This window comes from Arthrobacter sp. 10T44 (assembly GCF_056393885.1).
Genome location: NZ_JBFTGT010000005.1, coordinates 1 through 20,524, shown reverse-complemented (window position 1 = coordinate 20,524; position 20,524 = coordinate 1). Strand labels below are relative to the sequence as shown.

General features: G+C 68.1%; 17 protein-coding genes. 7 read left to right on the top strand and 10 right to left on the bottom strand.

The window, feature by feature from the left end; all coding sequences use genetic code 11:
* Positions 1-162 precede the first annotated feature (162 nt).
* On the top strand, positions 163-1,575 hold the full coding sequence (locus AC1DBL_RS10480; RefSeq protein ID WP_441418414.1) for an MFS transporter: 1,413 nt from the start codon (positions 163-165) through the stop codon (positions 1,573-1,575).
* A gap of 141 nt (positions 1,576-1,716) precedes the next feature.
* On the opposite strand, the gene AC1DBL_RS10475 is transcribed toward AC1DBL_RS10480, so the two are convergent.
* The 6 genes from AC1DBL_RS10475 to AC1DBL_RS10450 all read right to left on the bottom strand — a co-directional run bounded on the left by AC1DBL_RS10475 (position 1,717) and on the right by AC1DBL_RS10450 (position 8,966).
* Positions 1,717-2,448 (bottom strand): glutamine amidotransferase, encoded by a 732-nt coding sequence (locus AC1DBL_RS10475; RefSeq protein WP_441418413.1) that lies wholly within the window; start codon positions 2,446-2,448, stop codon positions 1,717-1,719.
* 34 nt (positions 2,449-2,482) lie between these two features.
* Positions 2,483-4,327, bottom strand: coding sequence for an acetyl/propionyl/methylcrotonyl-CoA carboxylase subunit alpha (locus AC1DBL_RS10470; RefSeq protein WP_476926070.1), 1,845 nt, complete (start codon positions 4,325-4,327; stop codon positions 2,483-2,485).
* Between the two features lie 158 nt (positions 4,328-4,485).
* Complete coding sequence (locus AC1DBL_RS10465) at positions 4,486-5,178, bottom strand: Maf family protein (RefSeq protein WP_476926069.1); 693 nt, start codon at positions 5,176-5,178, stop codon at positions 4,486-4,488.
* A gap of 108 nt (positions 5,179-5,286) precedes the next feature.
* Positions 5,287-7,842, bottom strand: a complete 2,556-nt coding sequence (locus AC1DBL_RS10460) for an MMPL family transporter (protein WP_476926068.1) — start codon at positions 7,840-7,842, stop codon at positions 5,287-5,289.
* A 1-nt stretch (position 7,843) separates the two neighbouring features.
* Positions 7,844-8,551 carry a TetR/AcrR family transcriptional regulator gene (locus AC1DBL_RS10455; RefSeq protein ID WP_476893205.1) on the bottom strand — a complete coding sequence of 236 codons (708 nt, stop codon included), beginning with the start codon at positions 8,549-8,551 and terminating at the stop codon, positions 7,844-7,846.
* Positions 8,552-8,597: 46 nt separating this feature from the next.
* Positions 8,598-8,966, bottom strand: coding sequence for a YbjQ family protein (locus AC1DBL_RS10450; RefSeq protein ID WP_476893204.1), 369 nt, complete (start codon positions 8,964-8,966; stop codon positions 8,598-8,600).
* A 194-nt stretch (positions 8,967-9,160) separates the two neighbouring features.
* On the opposite strand from AC1DBL_RS10450, the gene AC1DBL_RS10445 reads away from it, so the two are divergent.
* Positions 9,161-9,739 (top strand): hypothetical protein, encoded by a 579-nt coding sequence (locus AC1DBL_RS10445; protein ID WP_476926067.1) that lies wholly within the window; start codon positions 9,161-9,163, stop codon positions 9,737-9,739.
* Between the two features lie 77 nt (positions 9,740-9,816).
* Here the strand turns inward: AC1DBL_RS10445 and AC1DBL_RS10440 are convergent, their stop codons facing one another.
* The 4 genes from AC1DBL_RS10440 to AC1DBL_RS10425 form a co-directional block, all read right to left on the bottom strand.
* A complete protein-coding gene (locus tag AC1DBL_RS10440) occupies positions 9,817-11,268 on the bottom strand; it encodes a dicarboxylate/amino acid:cation symporter (protein WP_476926066.1) in 1,452 nt (483 codons plus the stop codon).
* 273 nt (positions 11,269-11,541) lie between these two features.
* A complete protein-coding gene (locus AC1DBL_RS10435) occupies positions 11,542-13,251 on the bottom strand; it encodes a DUF885 domain-containing protein (protein ID WP_476926065.1) in 1,710 nt (569 codons plus the stop codon).
* 53 nt (positions 13,252-13,304) lie between these two features.
* A complete protein-coding gene (locus AC1DBL_RS10430; protein WP_476909311.1) occupies positions 13,305-13,553 on the bottom strand; it encodes an acyl-CoA carboxylase subunit epsilon in 249 nt (82 codons plus the stop codon).
* Complete coding sequence (locus AC1DBL_RS10425) at positions 13,550-15,133, bottom strand: acyl-CoA carboxylase subunit beta (protein WP_441418404.1); 1,584 nt, start codon at positions 15,131-15,133, stop codon at positions 13,550-13,552. The genes AC1DBL_RS10430 and AC1DBL_RS10425 overlap by 4 nt, the downstream gene beginning before the upstream one ends.
* A gap of 346 nt (positions 15,134-15,479) precedes the next feature.
* Here AC1DBL_RS10425 and AC1DBL_RS10420 point away from each other — a divergent pair, with 346 nt between their 5' ends.
* The 5 genes from AC1DBL_RS10420 to AC1DBL_RS10400 all read left to right on the top strand — a co-directional run.
* Complete coding sequence (locus tag AC1DBL_RS10420; protein ID WP_441418403.1) at positions 15,480-16,385, top strand: SDR family oxidoreductase; 906 nt, start codon at positions 15,480-15,482, stop codon at positions 16,383-16,385.
* 184 nt (positions 16,386-16,569) lie between these two features.
* Positions 16,570-17,487, top strand: a complete 918-nt coding sequence (locus AC1DBL_RS10415) for a biotin--[acetyl-CoA-carboxylase] ligase (RefSeq protein ID WP_476926064.1) — start codon at positions 16,570-16,572, stop codon at positions 17,485-17,487.
* Positions 17,480-18,076: a PH domain-containing protein gene (locus AC1DBL_RS10410; protein WP_476926063.1), complete on the top strand. Its 597-nt coding sequence runs from the start codon at positions 17,480-17,482 to the stop codon at positions 18,074-18,076. Before AC1DBL_RS10415 ends, AC1DBL_RS10410 begins: the two co-directional genes overlap by 8 nt.
* Positions 18,066-19,430 (top strand): adenylate/guanylate cyclase domain-containing protein, encoded by a 1,365-nt coding sequence (locus tag AC1DBL_RS10405; protein WP_476926062.1) that lies wholly within the window; start codon positions 18,066-18,068, stop codon positions 19,428-19,430. Before AC1DBL_RS10410 ends, AC1DBL_RS10405 begins: the two co-directional genes overlap by 11 nt.
* A gap of 138 nt (positions 19,431-19,568) precedes the next feature.
* Positions 19,569-20,524: NHL repeat-containing protein (locus tag AC1DBL_RS10400; RefSeq protein ID WP_476926061.1), on the top strand; the 956-nt coding region annotated here is incomplete at its 3' end.

The window sequence follows — 20,524 nt, the reverse complement described above, 5'->3', positions numbered from 1 at the left end:
CGCCGCAGCGGGGGCGACCAACAGGTGGGACGACACGAATTGTCCAAATAGTGGAACATTTGTCCATTGCGTGGACACGAGGAACTAATATCAGACATATATCCATTCCTTAGCCGGACGCCTCTCCGCAGGGCGATCCGGTCTTCATGAAAGCGTCACTACATGTCATCCACTGCCACTTCGACGGAGCATGGGTCCGCCAAGCAGGTGAACTCGCGCGGCCGCGTGATCGTCGCCAGCTTGATCGGCACCACCGTTGAGTTCTACGACTTCTACGTCTACGCCACGGCCGCCGTCCTGGTCTTCCCGAAGCTCTTCTTCCCGGGCCAGAACGAGACCACCCAGCTGCTGAGCTCTTTCGCCGTCTTCGGCGTTGCCTTTATCGCCCGCCCGCTCGGCTCGATCGTCTTCGGCCACTTCGGTGACAAGTTCGGCCGCAAGGGCACCCTGGTCGCCTCGCTGCTCACCATGGGCATCGCGACGTTCCTGATCGGCTGCCTTCCGACGGCCACCGTTCCCGGCTGGACCTTCTGGGCCCCGGCCCTGCTCGTCGTGATGCGCTTCGCCCAGGGCCTCGCCCTCGGCGGCGAATGGAGCGGCGCGGCCCTGCTGGCCACCGAGAACGCCCCGGCCAACAAACGCGCCATCTACGGCACGTTCCCGCAGCTGGGCGCGCCGATCGGCTTCATCATCGCCAACGTGATCTTCCTGGTCTTCAGCTACACCCTGAGCCCGGCGGCCTTCGAAGCGTGGGGCTGGCGCGTGCCGTTCCTGCTCAGCGCCGTCATGGTCATCATCGGCCTGTACGTCCGGCTCAAGCTGATCGAAACCCCGGCCTTCACCAAGGTCATCGAATCCAACGAGGTCGCCAAGCTGCCGCTGGGCCGGGTCTTCAAGAGCAGCTGGCGCCAGCTGATCCTGGGCACGTTCATCATGCTCGCCACCTACGTGCTTTTCTACCTGATGACCACATTCACGCTGACCTACGGCACCCGCGCATCCAGCCTGGACGCCGCCAAGGCCGCCGCCGAGAAGGCCGGCAAGCCGATGACCGAGGCGGCAGCCGCTGCCTTTGTCCCGGGCCTGGGCTTCACCCGCAACGACTTCCTCTGGATGCTCATTGCCGGCGTCGTGTTCTTCGGCATCTTCACCCTGGTCTCCGGTCCGCTGGCCGAAAAGTACGGCCGCCGCAAGATGCTGATTGCCGTGACCGCGGGCATCTTCGTCTTCGGCCTGCTGTTCGTTCCGCTCTTCAGCGGCGGCTTCGTCGGCACCATGGCCCTGCTGATCATCGGCTTCTCCCTGATGGGCCTCACGTTCGGGCCGATGGGCGCGCTGCTGCCGGAGCTGTTCCCGACCAACGTCCGGTACACCGGCTCGGCCATCAGCTACAACGTCTCCAGCATCCTGGGCGCGGCTGTGGCACCGTTCATCGCCGTCTGGCTCTGGGAACTGGCGAAGGGCAGCCCCGTGCTGGTGGGCGTGTACCTTACCGCCATGGCCGTGCTGACGCTGATCGCCCTGTTTGTGAGCAAGGAAACCCGCGACCTGGATTACGAGAACAACGTAGCCTGACGCTCCAGCCCGGATATTGGCTGAAATGCCCGGTGTGTTCTGTGGACACGCCGGGCATTTCCGTGTCCCGGGGCGGTGGCGGCTGAATAACTGGGCAGGAGCGCGACGACGGGGCCCCGCGACGGGCCTGCGGCGGGGCCCTTACCGGGCGTAGCGCTCGACGAAGTTGCGCAGGATGGCCATCGGCTCGGTGACGTTGTGATGCCGGGCCTGGGCCATCAGCTCCTCGGCGGAGTCGGGTGGGAAGTAGCCGGCGTGGCGGTAGATGTCGATCCGCGTGGTGAGGCCGTCGGCGTCGAGCTCGGGGTGGAACTGGGTGGCGTAAAGGTTAGAGCGGATCCGGAACATCTGCACCGGGCAGGTCTCGGAACTGGCCAGCAGCACGGCCCCGCCGGGCAGCACAGTGCAGGCCTCCTTGTGGCCCACGAACGCCGTGAACCGCTCCGGCAGGCCGCGCAGAAGCGGGTCCTGCTGCCCGGCGGAAGTGATGCTGACGGTGACGCCGCCCAGGCCCTCGCCGTAGGTCCGGTCGATCACGGCGCCCTGGTGCAGTCCCAGGGTGCCGACGCCGTAGCAGGCGCCCAGGAACGGGAAGTCCTCGGCCACGATCCGGTCCAGTAAGGCGAACAGCTCGCGCTCCACCCGGTGCTGGACGTCGCTCTTATGCTCCGCGGGGTCGCTGGAGGTAAACGGGCTGCCGCCCACAATCACGCCGGAGTACTCGCTGAGCTCCAGCCGGGGCAGCGGGGCTGCCTCCATGCGGACCCGGTGCAGCTCGGTCTCGGCGAGCCCGGTGTAGCGCAGGTAGGCGAGGTATTCGTCGTCGGCGGCGGCGTCCTCGGCGCGGGAGGCGAGGAGCAGAAATGGCTTCACGTAACTAAGTCTGCCCCCGCCGCCGGCGATGCCGCTATTCGGCCGGCTCGCCGTCCTCGATCATGGCGATCACGGCGCCCGCGGAGACGGTCTCGCCGGCCGATGCGGAGAGCCCGATCACGATGCCGGCGCGGTGTGCGGTAAGCGGCTGTTCCATCTTCATGGCTTCGAGCACGACGACGAGGTCGCCTTCGGAAACCCGCTCGCCCTCGGCGACGGCCACCTTCACGATGGTGCCCTGCATCGGGGAGGTCAGGGCGTTGCCGCCGGCCGGCGCCGCCGTGCCGGCGCTCCGGGAGCGCTTCTTGGCTTTCGCCGGCTTGCCGCCACCGCCGCCGGAGATGGAGCCGAGGGACGCCGGGAGCACCACTTCGAGGCGCTTGCCGCCGACCTCGACGACGACGCGCTGGCGTTCGCCGGCGTCGGCTGCTTCAGCTGCGGTGCCGGTGGGAGTCCAGGCGGGGATGTCGTTGACGAAGGCGGTCTCGATCCAGCGGGTGTGGACCTTGAACGGGCCTTCGGCGGGGGCGAAGTCGGGGTCGCTGACGACGGCGAGGTCGAACGGGATGACGGTGGGGATGCCCTCGACCACCATTTCCTCGAGGGCGCGGCGGGAGCGCTGCAGGGCCTGGGCACGGGTGGCACCGGTGACGATCAGCTTGGAGAGCATCGAGTCGAAGTTGCCGCTGATGACGTCGCCCTGCTCCACGCCGGAGTCGATCCGAACGCCGGGACCGGTGGGATTCAACAGCTTGGTGATGGTGCCGGGGGCGGGCATGAAGTTCCGGCCCGGGTCCTCGCCGGTGATGCGGAATTCGATCGAGTGGCCGCGGACCTCGGGGTCACCGTAGCCGAGCTCCTCGCCGCGGGCCAGCCGGAACTGCTCGCGGACCAGGTCGATCCCGGTGACCTCCTCGGAGACGCAGTGCTCCACCTGGAGGCGGGTGTTGACCTCGAGGAAGGAGATGGTGCCGTCCTGGCCGACGAGGAACTCGCAGGTGCCGGCGCCGAGGTAGCCGGCTTCCTTGAGGATGGCCTTGGAGGAGTCGTAGAGCCGCTGGTTCTGCTCCTCGGTGAGGAACGGGGCGGGTGCCTCTTCCACCAGTTTCTGGTTGCGGCGCTGCAGAGAGCAGTCGCGGGTGGACACGACGACGACGTTGCCGTGGGCGTCGGCGAGGCACTGGGTCTCGACGTGGCGCGGGGCGTCCAGGAAGCGCTCGATGAAGCACTCGCCGCGGCCGAACGCTGCGGTGGCTTCGCGGACGGCGGATTCGAAAAGCTCGGGGATCTCCTCGCGGGTGCGGGCGACCTTGATGCCGCGTCCGCCGCCGCCGAAGGCTGCCTTGATGGCGACCGGCAGGCCGAACTTGTCGACGAATTCGAGGATTTCCTCGGCGGAATTCACCGGATCGGCGGTGCCGGGGACCTGCGGGGCGCCGACCTTCTCGGCGATGTGGCGGGCTTGGACCTTGTCGCCGAGGGCGGAGATGGCCTCGGGGGAGGGCCCGATCCAGGTGATGCCGGCGGCGATCACCTTCGAGGCAAACTCGGCGTTCTCGGCGAGGAAGCCGTAGCCGGGGTGGATGGCGTCGGCGCCGGAGCGCTGGGCCACCTCGATCAGCTTGTCCATCACAAGGTAGGACTCGGCGGCGGTGTTGCCGCCCAGGGCGTAAGCCTCGTCGGCGAGCTTGACGTGCAGGGCATCGCGGTCCGGATCCGCGTAGACGGCCACGGAGGCGATGCCTTCATCGCGTGCGGCGCGGATGATGCGCACGGCGATTTCGCCGCGGTTGGCGATCAGCACCTTGCTCAGGCGGTGGGTGCCCGGCGTGGTGGCTGCGGGCACTGGCGTTGCGGACTGCTCCGAATTTGCTGACAAGGCGTCTCCTTCTTTCCTTCAGGGAGCCTAGCGCGGTTTTGTGGGTTCCGCCGATATTACTTGCGGATCCCGCGCGTAAACGGCCGATCCTTTGTGGGGTTCCTACAAGGTGGTGCGAAATGGCTCACTCGGCACGGACCGCGGAGGTGCCCCGGAGTTCACTCGGCGCGGATGTCGGCGGGGTCGGCGGCCCCGCCGGTCCAGAGTTCGGTGACATTCACTTTGGCCTGGCCCAGCAGGCTGCGCAGGGTGGAGATGGAGAGCCCGACGACGGTGTGCGGGTCGCCGTCGACCTTGCGGATAAAGGCCCCGCCGTAGCCGTCGATCGTGAAGGACCCGGCGCACTGCAGCGGCTCGCCGGTGGCGATGTAAGTGTCGATCTCGTCCTCGCTCATCTCCATGAAGTGCACCTCCGCGGAGGAGACAGCGCCCAGCGTCGCGCCGGTGCCGGTGCCGGCGTCGTCGTCGTCGTCGTCCGAGGATTTCGGGTCCGTGTCGCGGCAGTCGACCAGCCAGTGGCCGGTGTGCAGCACGCCCATGCTGCCGCTCATCCGGAGCATCCGCTCCCTGGCGACGTCGGCGGTGTACGGCTTGCCGTGGGCCTCGCCCTCGAACTCGAAGACCGAGTCGCAGCCGATCACCAGGGCGCCGTCGGCCTCGGGCAGCGAGGCGACGGCCTCGGCCTTGGCGCGCGCCAGCAGCAGGGCGGTGTCGTGCGGGTCGGTCACACCGTAGCGGGCCTGCACGGCGTCCTCGTCGACGTCCGAGACGAGGACGTCGTGGGCGATGCCGGCGTTGCTGAGCAGCTTGGTGCGGGCGGGGGACTGGGAGGCAAGAATGAGGCGGGTCACGGCTCCAGCCTAGTTCACGGGCGGTACAGCAACGCGGGGTCACTTCGCGCCCATCCGAAGGGGATTTATGGGCGCGAAGTGACCCCGCGTTGCTTTGGTCGGTGCCGGCTAGCGTGCGGCGACTTCCTCGGGCTCGCCGGCGCCGGCAGCGTCGGCGTCGGCATCGGCGTCGGACGTCGGCTTGTGCAGCTTGGCGCCCTCGACGTCGACGTCCGGCAGGATGCGGTCCAGCCAACGGGGGAGCCACCAGGCCTTGCGGCCGAGCAGGTACATCACGGCCGGGACGATCGTCATGCGCACCACGAACGCGTCCACCAGCACGCCGAAGGCCATCGCGAAGCCCAGCGGCCGCACCATGTTCAGGTGCGAGAAGATGAAGCCGGAGAACACACTGACCATGATGATCGCGGCCGCGGTAACCACGGCGGCCGCGTGGCTGAAGCCGGAACGGACCGCGTGCTTGGCCGTTTCGCCGTGCATGTAGGACTCGCGCATGCCGGAGGCGATGAACACCTGGTAGTCCATGGCCAGGCCGAACAGCACGCCGATCAGGATGATGGGCAGGAAGCTCAGCACCGCGCCCGGGTTCTCGACGCCGAACACGGTTCCCAGCCAGCCCCACTGGTACACCGCGACGACGCCGCCGAACGCGGCCGCGAGCGAGAGCAGGAATCCGCCGGTGGCCAGCAGCGGCACCACGATGGAACGGAACACCAGCAGCAACAGGATCAGCGAGAGCCCGACGACGATCGCCAGGTAGGGCGGCAGCGCGGCGCCGAGCTTGCTGGAGACGTCGACGTTGCCGGCGGTCTGGCCGGTGAGGCCGATGCCGACGCCGGTGGCGTCCTGGATCCGGCCCTTTTCGGCGCGCAGATCCGAGACCACCTCGACGGTGCTGGCGCTGGCCGGACCCTCCTTTGGCAGGATCTGGAAGACGGCGGTGCGGCGGTCCTCGCTCAGCGCCAGCGGCACCGCGGCGGCAACGTTGTCCGTCTTGCGCAGGATGTCTGCGACGTCGAACTGCTTGGCCTGCGCCTCGGCGGCACTGAGGCCCGCGGGGAAGTCGCCGACGACGATGATCGGCCCGGTCATGCCCTCGCCAAAGCTCCGCTTGGTGACGTCATAGGCCTTGAACGCCTGCGAGGCGACCGGCTCCGAACTGGCATCCGGCAGGGCGAGCCGGAGCTGGCTGGCGGGCAGGGCCACCACGCCCAGCAGGAGCACGCCGGCCACCAGGGCCAGCCAGGGGTGCCTGGTGACGACGCCGCCCCAGCCGTGGCTGCTGCGGTATTCATCCCTGGCACGGTCCTCGGTCTCGTGGCCCGGGGCGGCGTTGTGCCGCTCCGCCTTGGCCCAGGCCCGCTTGGAAATCAGTTTGCGGCCCACCAGGGACAGGACGGCCGGCGTCAAAGTCAGGGCGACGACGACGGCGACGGCCACCGTGGCGGCGGCGGAGAGACCCATGACGGCGAGGAACGGCAGCCCCGGCACCACGAGGGCAGCGAGGGCAATGATCACCGTGAGGCCGGCGAAGAGCACCGCGTTGCCGGAGGTACCGGTGGCCAGGGCCACGGACTCTTCGGGATCCATGCCCTTGAGCAGCTGGCCGCGGTGCCGGTTGACGATGAACAGGGAGTAGTCGATGCCGACGGCCAGGCCGAGCATGAGCGCCAGCATCGGGGAAATGGAGCTCATGTCGACGGCGCCGCTGAGCGCGAAGGTACCGCCGACGCCGACGGCCACGCCGACGATTGCCATCAGCAGCGGGAGGCCGGCGGCGACGAGGGTGCCGAGCATGATGATGAGCACCAAGGCGGCGACGGCGATGCCGATGATCTCCGCGGTGCCGAAGATCTCGGAGATGTCCTCGCTGATTTCCTTGCTGGGCAGGGCGGTCACGTTGGCGGCGGAGACCTCCTTGACGATGTCCTGGACTTCCTGCCGCACCTCCGGCTTGAGGCCGTTGATCGAGGTCTTGAACTGCACCTGGGCGATGGCGGCCTTGCCGTCCTCGGAGACAAAGCGCAGGCCGTTGGAGGCCTCAAGCTGGCGCTTGCCGAGCGCCAGCTTGGCGTTGCCGGCCTCGAGTTCCTTGGTGCCGGCGTCGAGCTTGGCCTGCCCGGCGGCGAGGGCGGCCTTCTGCTGGCCGAGCTGGGCCTCGACGGCCGCGGGCGGCAGCCCGGCGGCGGCCATCTGCTGCTCGGCGTCGGCCAGCTGGGCCTTGCCGGCGGCGAGCTCCGCAGCGGCCTTGTCCAGCTGGGCCTTGCCCGCCGCGGCCTTCTGCTCTCCGGCAGCAAGGTCCGTGACGGCCTTGTCCAGCTGGGCCTGGGTGGCGAACGGATCCACGGTCCCCTGGACGTCGGGGAGGGTCTTCAGCTTGGTCAGCGCGGCGGAGACCGCGTCCTTGCCGGCCTGGCCGAACTGCGCGTCGTTGGCTTCAAAAACGATGCTCGCGGAGCCGCCCGAGGAGGACGGGAGTTCCTTTTTGAGCTTGTCCGCCATCTGCTGGGTTTCGGTACCCGGGATCTGGAAGTTGTTGGACAGCGTGCCGTGAAGCGCCGCCGCGGCGCCGCCGACGGCAACCATGACGGCAAGCCAGAGGGAGATGACGAGCCAGCGGTGGCGGTAGGAGAACTTGCCGAGTCGATAGAGCAAAAGAGCCATGTCAGGACCGATCTGGGGAAGGGGCGGCGGGTGGGGTGGCGGCCGGGACGGCTGCGGGGGAGGCAAATCCGGAGCCCAGCAGGCCCATGGAGTCGATCAGGAGTTGGCGCAGGGTGGAGAGCGATTCGGGGGTGAGTGAGCCGCCGCAGCGTGCGAACCAAACATCCATGGCGGCTTTGCCGCAGTAGATGACCGAGCCGGCGAGGGCGCGCAGGTACAGCTCGTCGATTTCGACGCCGGAGCCCCGGGCGAAGCGTTCGCGGGCGGCGTCGATGATCTCGGCGGTGCAGTGGTCCCAGGCCTCGAGCTCGGACCGGTTGAGCTGCGGGTTGGACTGGCCCAGGCTGTAGAGCTCAGCCAGCGGAGCAATGGTCATCGGGTCGGCGAGTTCAACCAGGGCCGCCTGCGCTGATTCCAGGATCGGTTCGTCGGCCGGGCGCAGCCGGAACTGCTGGAGCGCGGTGTCCAGGAACCCGTGGGTTACGGAGGCGATGACCACTTCGGTGCTGCTGAAGTAGTTGAAGAAGGTCCGGCGGGAGATGCCGGCGGTTTCGGCGATGTCCTCCACCGTGAAGTTGCCCGGGCCCCTGGAACGGAGCAGGCCGAGCGCGGCATCCGTAATGGCCTGCCGGGTGGCGGCCTTGTTGAGTTCGCGTCGCGACGGCGGCGCCGCCCCGCCGTCGGGGTCGGAAAGGGGCGGAGTGGGCATGCACTTACACTATGTGCATGTTTGCACTCAGGGCAAGTTTCTGGGCTCAGCTCGTCAGCTGGACGGACTGGCCCGTTGCGCCGGGCTCGCCGGCGCCCAGCGGGATGGCAAACACCGCCGTGCCGTAGGCGCAGATCTCCGTCCAGTTGTTGGCCATGTGGGCCGTGTCGAACCGCATCGCCACGATCGCGTTGGCACCGCGCTGCGCGGCCTCCGCGACCATCCGCGCCATGACCTCCTGCCGGCTCTCGTAAAGCACCTGGGTCAGTTCGCGCAGCTCGCCGCCGGCCAGCGAACGTAATCCCGCCACGACCTGGGCGCCGACGTCCCGCGACCGCACGGTCAGTCCCATGACTTCGCCGAAGACGGCGTCAATCCGGTGGCCGGGGATGTCGTTTGAGGTGACGATCAGCATGAGCTGAGCCTAGCCACTTTGCGCCCCGGGACAAGGGAAGGTTTCGGGGAACGGCACGGCCTGGAAGCATTCACAGGAAGATGAAAGGTTCTGGACAGCTCCCGCCGAAGCCCGCGGCACACACTGGAGTCACGTCTTGCGAAAGACCACTGACCGCAGAGCCGTCGCTGTACGGCAGATCCAGGAGAGCGCACATGTCACGTACCAAGAGAATCACGCTCGGCATTTCGGCCGCCGCCCTGGCGCTGGGCGCCGGCGTCGGAGTCGCTGGGATGGCCTCCGCCACCACGACGCCGACCCCAACCCCCAGCTCCACCGCTTCCCCGGACGGCAGCAGCACAAAGGGTGACGGCATGGGAATGCGCGGCGGGCACGGCCCTGGCGGTGAACGCGGCGAACGCGGAGGCTTCGGCGGTGCGCGGGCATCCGAACTCGCGGCCAAGCTCGGCGTGGACGAAGCCAAGGTCACCGACGCGCTGAAAGCCTTCCGCGACGCCCACAAACCGACCGCCCGGCCGGCTGAAGGTACCCGGCCGGACAGGGCGGCCATGGAGGCGGAGCTGGCCAAGTCCCTCTCGTCCTCGTTGGGCATTGACGAGGCCAAGGTGACGGCGGCCCTGACGGAGCTCCGCACCGCCGAACAGGCGGAACGCGCCGCGGCGCTGAAGACCAGGCTGGACAAGGCTGTCAGCGACGGCACCCTGACCCAGGCCGAGGCCGACGCGGTCACCAAGGCCGTCGAGAAGGGCGTTATCGGCGGAGGCGGCCACTAGGGCGCAGCAGCACCAGGACCATAAAAAGTAGTCCCCGGGAGGAGAACCCCGGGGACTACTTTCGTCAGGCGCTGGGCTTAGGCCTTGGCGCCGGCCAGTTCGCGTCCCTCGGCAGCCGGGACACCGCCGTCGGCGTCCACACGGGAGGCGTCCACAACATCGGCGTCCACGACGTCGTCGCTGAACGGGTCACCGTTGCGCGGGGCGTTGTAGAGCGACTCGTCCAGGATGCCCTGGCGCTTGGCCACGATGGTGGGGACCAGGGCCTGGCCTGCCACGTTGACCGCGGTGCGGCCCATGTCCAGGATCGGGTCGATCGCCAGCAGGAGGCCGACGCCGGCCAGCGGCAGTCCCAGCGTGGAGAGTGTCAGGGTCAGCATGACGACGGCGCCGGTGGTGCCGGCGGTCGCGGCGGAGCCCAGCACGGAGACGAGGGCGATCAGCAGGTACTGGGTGAAGTCCAGCTGGATGCCGAAGAACTGGGCCACGAAGATCGCGGATACAGCCGGGTAGATCGCGGCGCAGCCGTCCATCTTGGTAGTGGCGCCCAGCGGCACGGCGAAGGAGGCATAGGCGCGGGGCACGCCCAGGGAGCGTTCGGTCACGCGCTGGGTCAGCGGCAGGGTCCCTACGGAGGAGCGGGAAACGAAGGCCAGCTGCACCGCGGGCCAGACACCGGAGAAGTACTGCTTGATGGACAGGCCGTGGCTGCGGACCAGGACCGGGTACACCACGAACAGCACCAGGGCGAGGCCAACGTAGATGGCAAAGGTGAACTTGCCGAGCGAGCCGATGGTGTCCCAGCCGTAGACGGCCACGGCGTTGCCGATCAGGCCGACGGTGCCGAGCGGGGCGATCCGGATGATCCACCAGAGGACCTTCTGGATCACGGCGAGTGCGGAGGCGTTGAGGTTCAGGAACGGCTCGGCGGCCTTGCCCACCTTCAGGGCCGCGATGCCGACGGCGATCGCGATCACGAGGATCTGCAGGACATTGAAGCTCACGGCGGTGGTCGCGACGCCGTCCGTGACGGTGGTGCTCGCGCCGAGGCCCAGGAAGTTCTTCGGGAACAGCCCGGTCAGGAACGCCCACCAGTCACCGGACTTGCCGGCGTACTCGGCCTGCTTGGTGATGCCGGTGCCAGCGCCGGGCTGCAGCAGCACGCCCAGGCCGATGCCGATCAGCACCGCGATCAGCGAGGTGATCGCGAACCAGAGCAGCGTGTTCCAGGCCAGCCGGGCCGCGTTGGAGACGGCGCGCAGGTTGGAGATGGAGCTGACGACCGCGGTAAAGATGAGCGGCACGACGGCGGTCTGCAGCAGCGAGACGTAGCTCGAGCCGATGGTCTGCAGGGTGGCGCCGAGGGCGTTGGGGTTGGCCTTGGTGCTGCCTGTGTATTTCGCGAGCAGGCCAAGGCCCAGGCCCACGATCAGGGCGGCGATGATTTGGAAGCCGAATGAGCCGGCCCATTTGTGCAGCTGGAAACCGGGCTTGCCTGCGGTTGCGGGGGTGCTTGTCTGAGTGGTCACCTGAATACGCTAGGACCGGGCTGCATAACACGGCGAACAAACGTTGAGAAATGTTACGCGCCCCAGATATTCCCCCGCCCACAAGATCCCCGCAAAGACGCCGAAAGACCACCCGTTTATGAAGTTATTCCACCCCAGAGTGTGGCGATTGTCTCGCCATAGGCCCGGGGGAGCAGGCATCCGGCAGCGTGCGTCTAAGCGAGGAACGAGCGAGCACGCAGAGGATGGCTGCTCCCCCGGGACACCAGGCAGGGTGCCTGCAACAGTCCCGGCCTACCCCAGCAGCGCCCGCTTCAGCGTGTCCAACCCCACGGAGCCCATGTTGAGCGCCTTGGTGTGGAAGGCCTTGAGGTCGAAGCCCGGCCGGGATTCGAGCTCGGCGCGGATCTGCTCCCAGAGCCGCTGGCCCACCTTGTATGACGGCGCCTGCCCCGGCCAGCCGAGGTAACGGGTGAACTCGAACTTCAGCTGGCCCTCGCTGATCGCAAGGTTCTGCTTCAGGAACTCGTACCCCGTGTCCGGAGTCCAGGTGCCCGACCCCCAACGCTCGGGCACCTCCAACTCCAGGTGCACGCCAATGTCGAACACCACCCGGGCCGCCCGCATGCGCTGCATGTCCAGCATGCCCATGTGGTCGCCCGGATCCTTCAAATAGCCGAGCTCCTGCATCAGCTTCTCGGCGTACAGTGCCCAGCCTTCCCCGTGCCCGGAGGTCCAGCAGACGTTGCGGCGCCACTTGTTCAGCAGCTCCCGCCGGTAAGTGGCCGTGGCGACCTGCAGGTGGTGGCCCGGAACGCCCTCGTGGTAGACCGTGGTGGTCTCGGCCCAGGTGGTGAAGGTGTCCTCGCCCGGCGGCACAGACCACCACATCCGGCCCGGCCGGCTGAAGTCGTCCGAGGGGCCGGTGTAGTAGATGCCGCCTTCCTGGGTGGCGGCAATCTTGCACTCGAGCGTCTTCATGGCGTCCGGGATGTCGAAGTGCACGCCAGCGAGGTCGGCCACAGCCTTGTCGGAGAGCTCCTGCATCCAGGCCCGGAGGGCTTCGGTGCCTTTGAGCTCGCGGGCCGGATCGTTGTTCAGGATTTCCTTGGCCTCTTCGACCGTGGCGCCGGGCCGGATCTCGTTGGCCACGCGCTCCTGTTCGGCGATCAGGCGGTCGAGTTCCTGGACACCCCAGGCGTAGGTCTCCTCAAGGTCCACCGTGGCGCCGAGGAAGGAGCGGGAGGCCAGGGCATAGCGTTCGCGGCCCACGGCGTCCTTTTCCGGGGCGGCCGGCAGCAGTTCGGATTCCAGGAAGCCGGCCAGCCGGGCATAGGCCGCGCGGGCGGCGGCAGCTCCGGCGTCGAGCTTGGACTGCACGTCTTCGGGCAGCGGACCCTCGGCGGTCTTTGCCTCGGCGGCCAGCTTGGCGAAGAAGCCGTCGTCCGCGGCGTGCTTGGTGGTCTGTTCGATCACGATCCGGACCTGGCGGGCGGCGGAGACCCGGCCGGCGTCCCGGGCCGTGCGCAGCGACACGATGTAACCGTCCAGGGCAGCGGGGACATTGTGCGCGCGGCCGGCGATGTGCTCCCACTGCGCGGCGGTGTCCATCGGCATCAGGTCGAAGATCGCGCGGATCTCCTGGGCCGGGGAGGCGATGTTGTTCAGCTCGGCCAGGTCCCAGCCGGAGTCGTGGATCTCAAGCTGCAGGCCGAGGCGCTCGCGCATCGCGTCCAGGGTGACGGCGTCGACGTCGTCAGCGGGCTCCAGCCCGTCCAGCGCGGCGAGGGCCTCGCGGGCCGCGGCAGCGAACTCCTTATGGCCGGCGGGGGAGAAGTCCGGGTACTCGGTTTCGTGGCCGGGCAGGCCCAGCTCGGTGGCGAAGCTCGGGTTGAGCCGGATCAGGGTGTCCGTGAAGGCGTCAGCGACGACGTCGATCGCGGTCTGCGGGCGTGCCGGAACCGGATTGTCGGGCGTGGTGTTCTGAGTTGTTTGGGTAGTCACCCGAACGAGACTAGCCGGGCCGCGCCAGTTATGAAAGGGTTACTGAACTTTTCTTAGCCGCGGCTGCGCTTCCACGAGCCCGGGCCCGGCTTCGGCGCCAGTTGCAGCTGCTGCCGCCGGATCCAGTGCCGCACGCCCGGCTTCTCCGCAGCGGCCGTCTCGCCGCTGCCCAGGGAAAGGACGACTGCGGTCAGTGCCGCGAGTTCTTCGGCCGTCGGCTCGCCCTTCACGACGGCGAGCGCCGGCTGTGCCGCCGGCGGGGTGGCTTCCGGCTCGGTCCCCGGTTCGATCGAGGGCGTCACAGCGGGATGTTCCCGTGCTTCTTGGCGGGCAGGCTGGCACGCTTGTCCCGCAGCGCGCGCAGGCCCTTGATGATCTGCAGCCGCGTCTCGGACGGGGCGATCACCGCGTCCACGTAGCCCAGCTGGGCGGCCTGGTACGGGTTGAGCAGCTCCTCCTCGTACTGCCGGATGACCTCGGCGCGCTTGGCCTCGACGTCGCCGCCGGCCTCCGCAACCGCGGCGAGCTCGCGGCGGTACAGGATGTTGACCGCGCCCTGGGCGCCCATCACGCCGATCTGCGCGGTGGGCCAGGCCAGGTTGAGGTCGGCGCCGAGCTTCTTGGAGCCCATCACGATGTACGCGCCGCCGTAGGCCTTGCGGGTGATCACGGTCAGCTTCGGCACGGTGGCCTCGGCGTAGGCGTAGAGCAGTTTCGCGCCGCGGCGGATGATGCCCTGGAACTCCTGGTCCTTGCCCGGCAGGAAGCCCGGCACGTCCACCAGCGTGATGATGGGGATGTTGAAGGCGTCGCAGTGCCGGACAAAGCGGGCGGCCTTCTCCGAGGCTGCGATGTCCAGGGTGCCGGCGAACTGCATCGGCTGGTTGGCCACGATGCCCACGGTGTGGCCCTCGACCCGGCCGTAGCCGATGATCACGTTCGGCGCGTAGAGCGACTGCATCTCCAGGAAATGCGCGTCGTCGACGATCTGTTCGATCACCTTGCGCATGTCGTACGGCTGGTTGGCCGAGTCCGGGATGAGCACATCGAGGGCCAGGTCGTCGTCGTCGAGCTCCGGCTGCTGGCTGTGCTCCAGCACCGGGGCTTCGGCGAGGTTGTTGGAGGGCAGGAAGTCCAGGAGTTCGCGGACGAACTCGACGGCGTCCGCCTCGTCGGCGGCGAGGTAGGTGGAGGTGCCGGTGTTGGCGTTGTGCTGCCGGGCCCCGCCGAGGGTCTCCATGTCGACGTCTTCGCCGGTGACGGTCTTGATCACGTCCGGGCCGGTGATGAACATGTGCGAGGTCTTGTCCACCATGACGACGTAGTCGGTCAGGGCGGGGGAGTAGGCCGCGCCGCCGGCGGAGGGGCCCATGATGAGCGAAATCTGCGGCACGACGCCGGAGGCGTGGACGTTGTTGCGGAATATGTCCGCGAACATGGCCAGCGAGGCGACGCCTTCCTGGATGCGGGCGCCGCCGCCGTCGAGGATGCCGACCACGGGGCAGCCGTTGCGCAGCGCGAACTCCTGGACCTTGACGATCTTCTCGCCGTTGACCTGGCTCAGTGAACCGCCGTAGACGGAGAAGTCCTGGCTGTACACGGCCACGGGACGGCCGTCCACGGTGCCGTAGCCGGAGACCAGGCCGTCGCCCAGCGGCTTCTTCTTCTCCATGCCAAACGCCGTGGAGCGGTGCACGGCGAGGGCGTCGAACTCGACGAAGGACCCGGCGTCGAGCAGCAGGTCGATGCGCTCGCGGGCGGTGTTCTTGCCGCGCGCGTGCTGTTTCTCGATCGCTTCCGGGCCGGAGGGCTGCTCGGCACGGGCCTGGCGGTCGCGGAAATCGGCAATCTTTCCCGCGGTCGTGGTCAGATCGTGGCTCATCAAGTGTCTCCGGCTCTGTTGTTCGCTGCTGTTCATCGTTACGGCTGTCGCAGGCCTGTGCGGTGGCGCTTAAGTGGATTCCACACAAAAACATGGCCGTGCTGGCAAGTCTAGTGACGGTATTCGTCCGCGCCGCTGTAGAAAACCTACAATTTTCACCCCAAGCTTCACCGCCGGCTGCTGCGCTCCAGCCCAGTTGCCCGCGGCCGCACCGGGGCTGGACCCCGGAATTCCGCGGGTGCGGGCCATATTTCCGCGTCCGCGCGGGCAATAACCGGGCGGGATCGTCCTGACCGTCCCGCGAAAAGGTATGTTACTGGTGAGTAACATCGGCTAAGGTGGGGCTATGACTTCAAGCAACGACGCTTCGGCCGTCTCCCCGGAACCCCGCCAGCCGGAGCCGTACCAGGCCTCGGGTACCCTGGCGGGCCGCACCATCCTGATGTCCGGCGGCAGCCGCGGCATCGGCCTGGCGATCGCCCTCCGTGCCGCCCGGGACGGCGCCAATATCGTGCTGCTGGCCAAGACCGGCCAGCCGCACGCCAAACTCGAGGGCACCGTCTACTCGGCCGCCGAGCAGATCGAGGAGGCCGGGGGACAGGCGCTGCCGCTGGTCGGCGATGTGCGCAACGACGCCGACGTCGCCGGCGCGGTTGCCGCCGCCGTCGAACGCTTCGGCGGGATCGACATTGTGGTCAACAATGCCTCGGCGATCGACCTCTCCAAGACCGACGCCGTGGACATGAAGCGCTATGACCTCATGCAGGACATCAACGTCCGCGGCACCTTCCTGCTCAGCAAGCTCGCCCTGCCGGCGCTCCGCGAATCCACGGCCGGGCAGATCCTCACGCTCTCGCCCCCGCTGAACCTGGACCCCAAGTGGGCCGGCATGCACCTTGCCTACACCATGGCCAAGTACGGCATGAGCCTGACCACGCTGGGCCTGGCCGAAGAACTCAAGGTGGACGGCATCAGCGTGAACTCGCTCTGGCCCTGCACCCTGATCGACACCGCCGCGATCCGCAACATGCCCGGCGGCGAGCAGATCGTCCGCGGTGCGCGCGGCCCGCAGATCATGGCCGACGCCGCCCACGCCGTGCTGACCGCCAGCAATGCCATCCCGGCATCCGGCAGCTGGAGCGGAAATTTCTACACCGACGAAGAGGTGCTGGCCGCAGCCGGCGTCACGGACTTCGCGCCGTACAGCCTGGGCGCGCCGGAAGACCGGCTGGTTCCTGACATTTTCCTCTGAGTTTCCGGCCGCTTTTCGCCGTTCCGGGGCGGTGCGGGCCGCCGAAACTCCCCACCTTTGCGGGTTCGACGCCGGAATGCCGCGGCGTGTCAGTGCAACGCGCCGGCGGCGGCGTCCAAACGTGGGGACGTTCCGCGGTGACCGGGCCGGAGCCGGCGGAGCGGTAACTCGGTAGGATTCAAGCATGCAAGCCGCGCAGGAGACACCGGACCGTCCACCCCTGGACCAGGGCGCCCTCAGCGACGCCGCGTTCCTCTCGGCCAACGGCATCCCGCAACTGACCGTAGTGGAGTCCACCGGCTCCACCAACGCGGACCTGCTGCGCGGCGTGAGCGTGGATCCCGGTGCCTGGCCGGACCTGTCCGTGCTCACTGCTGAATACCAGAGCGCCGCCCGCGGCCGCCTGGACCGGCACTGGGAAGCCCCGGCCCGCAGCTCCGTTTCGGTCTCGATCGTGCTCCGGCCGGTCAACGCCGAGGGCCGCCCGCTGCCCACCCAGAGCTACTCCTGGCTTTCGCTGCTTGCCGCGCTCGCGCTGCGGGAGGCCCTGCTGGAAACCGCCGGCATCCCGGCCCAACTCAAATGGCCCAACGACGTCCTGGTCCGCGGCCAGAAGATCGCCGGCATCCTCGCACAGCTGGGCCCCATGGGCGACGGCGCCGTTCCCCCCGTGGTGCTCGGGACCGGGCTGAACGTCACTCTCACCGAGGCCGAACTTCCGGTGCCCACGGCCACCTCGGTGCTGTTGGAACACCCGACGACGGTGGACCGGACGGCACTGCTGAAAAGCTACCTCTCCCGCTTCGCCACGCTCTACCGCAGCTTCTGCAACGCCGACGGCGACCCCGCCGCGGGAATGGCTGGCGGTCCTTCGCTGCACAAGCGGGTGGAGCACGTGCTGACCACCCTCGGCAAGCAGGTCCGGGCCCAGCTTCCCGGCGACCACGAGATCATCGGCCACGCCACCAGGCTGGACGACTACGGATCCCTGCTGGTGGTCGATGCGGCCGGGCACGAGCACGTGGTGACCGCCGGCGACGTCGTGCACCTGCGTCCCTGGACCCCTCCCGGCGAGGCCGGCGGCGAAAGCGGCTATGCGTAAGGAGCTCCTCCCGGGCGAGCAAGTGATTGTCGTTACCCGCCCCCAGCCGCGGACACTGATCGTCCCGGGCCTGCTGTTCATCCTGGTCTCCGCCCTCACCGCCTATGCCTGCGCCTGGATTGTGAAGGGCGGGCCGGCCAAACTCGTCCCGCTCGTCACTCCCGACTGGACGCCGTGGCTGATCGGCGGCTGCCTGGCGCTGGTGGCCTGGGTGCTGGTGGGCTACTGCCTCCCCAGGGTGGTGACCTGGCACGCCAGCCGCTACACCCTGACCAGCCGGCGCCTGGTTGCCCGATACGGCATGTTGCGGCGGCGCGACCAGCAGGTTCCGCTGGCCGCGGTCCGTAATGTGTTCATCGAACAGACGCTGCTCCAACGGACCCTGCGCTCGGGGAATATATCCTTGGATACCGGGTACCCCTCCAGCACGGTGATTCCGGACGTCCCCGAAGTCATGACGTTCCGGAACTTCATTCTCGACGCGTTAGACGAACTTCCGGAGGACGAACTGCTTGAGGCCGACGACACGATGCACGATCCCGGCGAATGGCCCATGGACTTGAGAGAAGGTGGAAGAGATGAACGCTGAGAACGTGCACCCCGACACCGGACTCCTGGCCGCCGAACCCTCGGACGTGCCCGAAGCGGTACTCGAAGCGTCCTCCCTCGAAGCCGCCGTGCTGGACTCCCTCGCAGCTTCCGACTCCGATGACCCGGCCGACTTCGACACCGACGCCAGCTCCGACGCCACTGACCCCGCCGACGGTGCTGCTGACCCCGCCGACGGTGCTGCTGACGCCGCCACCGACGACAACGCTGATACCGACGACGACAACGACGACGCCGCCTCCGGCCCGGCTGCCGCCGAAGAGCCGCCTGCCACCCCTCCCACCGGCACCATGTCCGCCGAACGCCTCGCCACCAAGGCCCTCGAGCAGCGGCTGCTGGGCGGCGAACGCAAGCTGCGCCGCCGCGAGGTGGCTGCGGGTGCAGGGCTGTCCCTGCTGTCCGCCCGGAAACTCTGGCGTGCCCTCGGGTTCCCCAACCTCGGCGACGACGACGTGGCGTTCACGGAACGGGACCAGTCCGCGCTGAGCACAATTGTGGACCTGGTCCGCGCCGGCAAGCTCACCGAGGAAGCGGCCATCTCCGTCACCCGCGCCATCGGCCAGATGACGGACCGCATGGTGGTCTGGCAGATCGAGGCCCTGGTGGAGGACATGGTCCACCAGCAGGGGGTCACCGACGCCGTGGCCCGCAAGCGGTTGGTCAGCGAACTGCCCTCGCTCGTGGACGCACTCGAGGAAATGCTGGTCTACTCCTGGCGCCGCCAGCTCAACGCCGGGGTGCAGCGCCTGGCCGTGCGCGCCGAGGCCGGCCTGGCCTCAAGCGAGGAAGGCCGCGAAGGGGACGAGGACGACGCCCCGCTGCCGCTCGCCCGCGCCGTCGGCTTCGCGGACCTGGTCTCCTATACCAGCCTGTCCCGCCGGATGAACGAAAAGACCCTTGCCCAGCTGGTGCAGCGCTTTGAGAACAAGTGCGCGGAAATCATTTCCGTCGGCGGCGGACGCCTCGTGAAGACGGTCGGCGATGAAGTCCTCTACATTGCCGAAACCCCTGCTGCCGGGGCCGAGATCTCGCTGGCCCTCTCGCAGGCCTTCAACGAGGACGAGATCCTGCCGCAGGCGCGCGTGGCCATGGTGTGGGGCCGCATCCTCTCCCGGCTGGGTGACATCTACGGGCCCACCGTGAACCTGGCCGCCCGCCTCACGGCGCTGGCCGATCCGGGCACCGTGCTGGTGGACTCCATGACCGCGGCGGCGCTGGAACACGACGAACGCTTCGTACTGCTTCCCCGCGACGCCGAGAACGTGCGCGGCTTCGGCGAAATCCACCCCGTGGAGCTGCAACGGGGCAGCGGGAGGGGCCTGGTCCTGGATTAGGCGGCCAGGCAAAGACCCTGAACGCCCGCAATAGCGGCGCGCAGGTTTCTCTATTCGATGGTCAATATGTCATAGTCGTGGATATCCGACCACGCCAAGGCACTTCACTGCGTCCAGCGGGCGTGACACTGGGGGATTGTGGCTGCTGCTGCGGTGTTGGTGACGGGGGCCATCATCTATCCGGGGTTTAAGACTGCTGAGGTGGAGTTGAACGATGGTGGTGTGTGGGTGGTGTCGAAGGCGAAGAATGCGGTGGGGCGGTTGAATTATCCGTCGCGGGTGTTGGATGGTGCGGTGACGCCGGCGTCGACGACGTTTGATGTGTTGCAGGATGCCGGGACGGTGTTTGTTGATGATGCGTCGGGTTCGACGTTGAACCAGGTGTCGGCGGCGCAGATGCGTTTGGGCGGGGATAAGAAGTTGCCGGGGTCGGCGGAGGTGAGTTTCGGGTCGCGGGTGATTGCGGTGACGGATGCGGCGCGGGGCCGGGTGTGGGCGTTGTCGCCGTCGACGGTGAATGGTTTTGATGAGGAGAATTCGGAGCCGGTGCTGTCGGGGGCGCGGGGGACGGTGTCGGCGGTGGGGGCTGATGACCGGATTTATAGTGCGGATCCGACGTCGGGTCAGGTGACGGTGACGGCGGTGGATGCTGATGGYCGGGTCACGGATTCGCAGGTGAGTTCGTGGGAGGGGTTGAAGGGTGCGGGCAGCATCCAGTTGAGCGTGGTGGGGGATCAGCCGGTGGTGCTGGACGCGGGCGGCGGGAAGTTGTTGTTGCCGGGCGGGCGTGAGTTGGCGTTGGCGGATGCGAAGGATGCGAAGCTGCAGCAGCCCGGTCCCGGGGCGGGTGCTGTGGCGGTGGCGACGCCGAAGGCGCTTTTTGAGGTGCCGTTGGATGGTTCGGCGGCGAAGACGGTGRCCTTTGGCGGGCAGGGGGTTCCGGCGGCGCCGGTGCAGTTGGGTGGTTGTGTGCATGCGGCGTGGTCGGGGGCGAATAAGTATGTGCGGGACTGCGGCAGTGATGCCGATGACAGGAGCGTGGATGTGCCGAAGGCGTCCGCGTCGCCGTCGTATGTGTTCCGGGTGAACCGGGA

Coding starts and splice junctions, on each gene's coding strand:
- AC1DBL_RS10420 (WP_441418403.1), top strand. CDS start 15,480: ATGACTTCAAGCAACGACGCTTCGGCCGTCTCCCCGGAACCCCGCCAG.
- AC1DBL_RS10405 (WP_476926062.1), top strand. CDS start 18,066: ATGAACGCTGAGAACGTGCACCCCGACACCGGACTCCTGGCCGCCGAA.
- AC1DBL_RS10445 (WP_476926067.1), top strand. CDS start 9,161: ATGTCACGTACCAAGAGAATCACGCTCGGCATTTCGGCCGCCGCCCTG.
- AC1DBL_RS10450 (WP_476893204.1), bottom strand. CDS start 8,966: ATGCTGATCGTCACCTCAAACGACATCCCCGGCCACCGGATTGACGCC.
- AC1DBL_RS10415 (WP_476926064.1), top strand. CDS start 16,570: ATGCAAGCCGCGCAGGAGACACCGGACCGTCCACCCCTGGACCAGGGC.
- AC1DBL_RS10425 (WP_441418404.1), bottom strand. CDS start 15,133: ATGAGCCACGATCTGACCACGACCGCGGGAAAGATTGCCGATTTCCGC.
- AC1DBL_RS10480 (WP_441418414.1), top strand. CDS start 163: ATGTCATCCACTGCCACTTCGACGGAGCATGGGTCCGCCAAGCAGGTG.
- AC1DBL_RS10410 (WP_476926063.1), top strand. CDS start 17,480: ATGCGTAAGGAGCTCCTCCCGGGCGAGCAAGTGATTGTCGTTACCCGC.
- AC1DBL_RS10460 (WP_476926068.1), bottom strand. CDS start 7,842: ATGGCTCTTTTGCTCTATCGACTCGGCAAGTTCTCCTACCGCCACCGC.
- AC1DBL_RS10455 (WP_476893205.1), bottom strand. CDS start 8,551: ATGCCCACTCCGCCCCTTTCCGACCCCGACGGCGGGGCGGCGCCGCCG.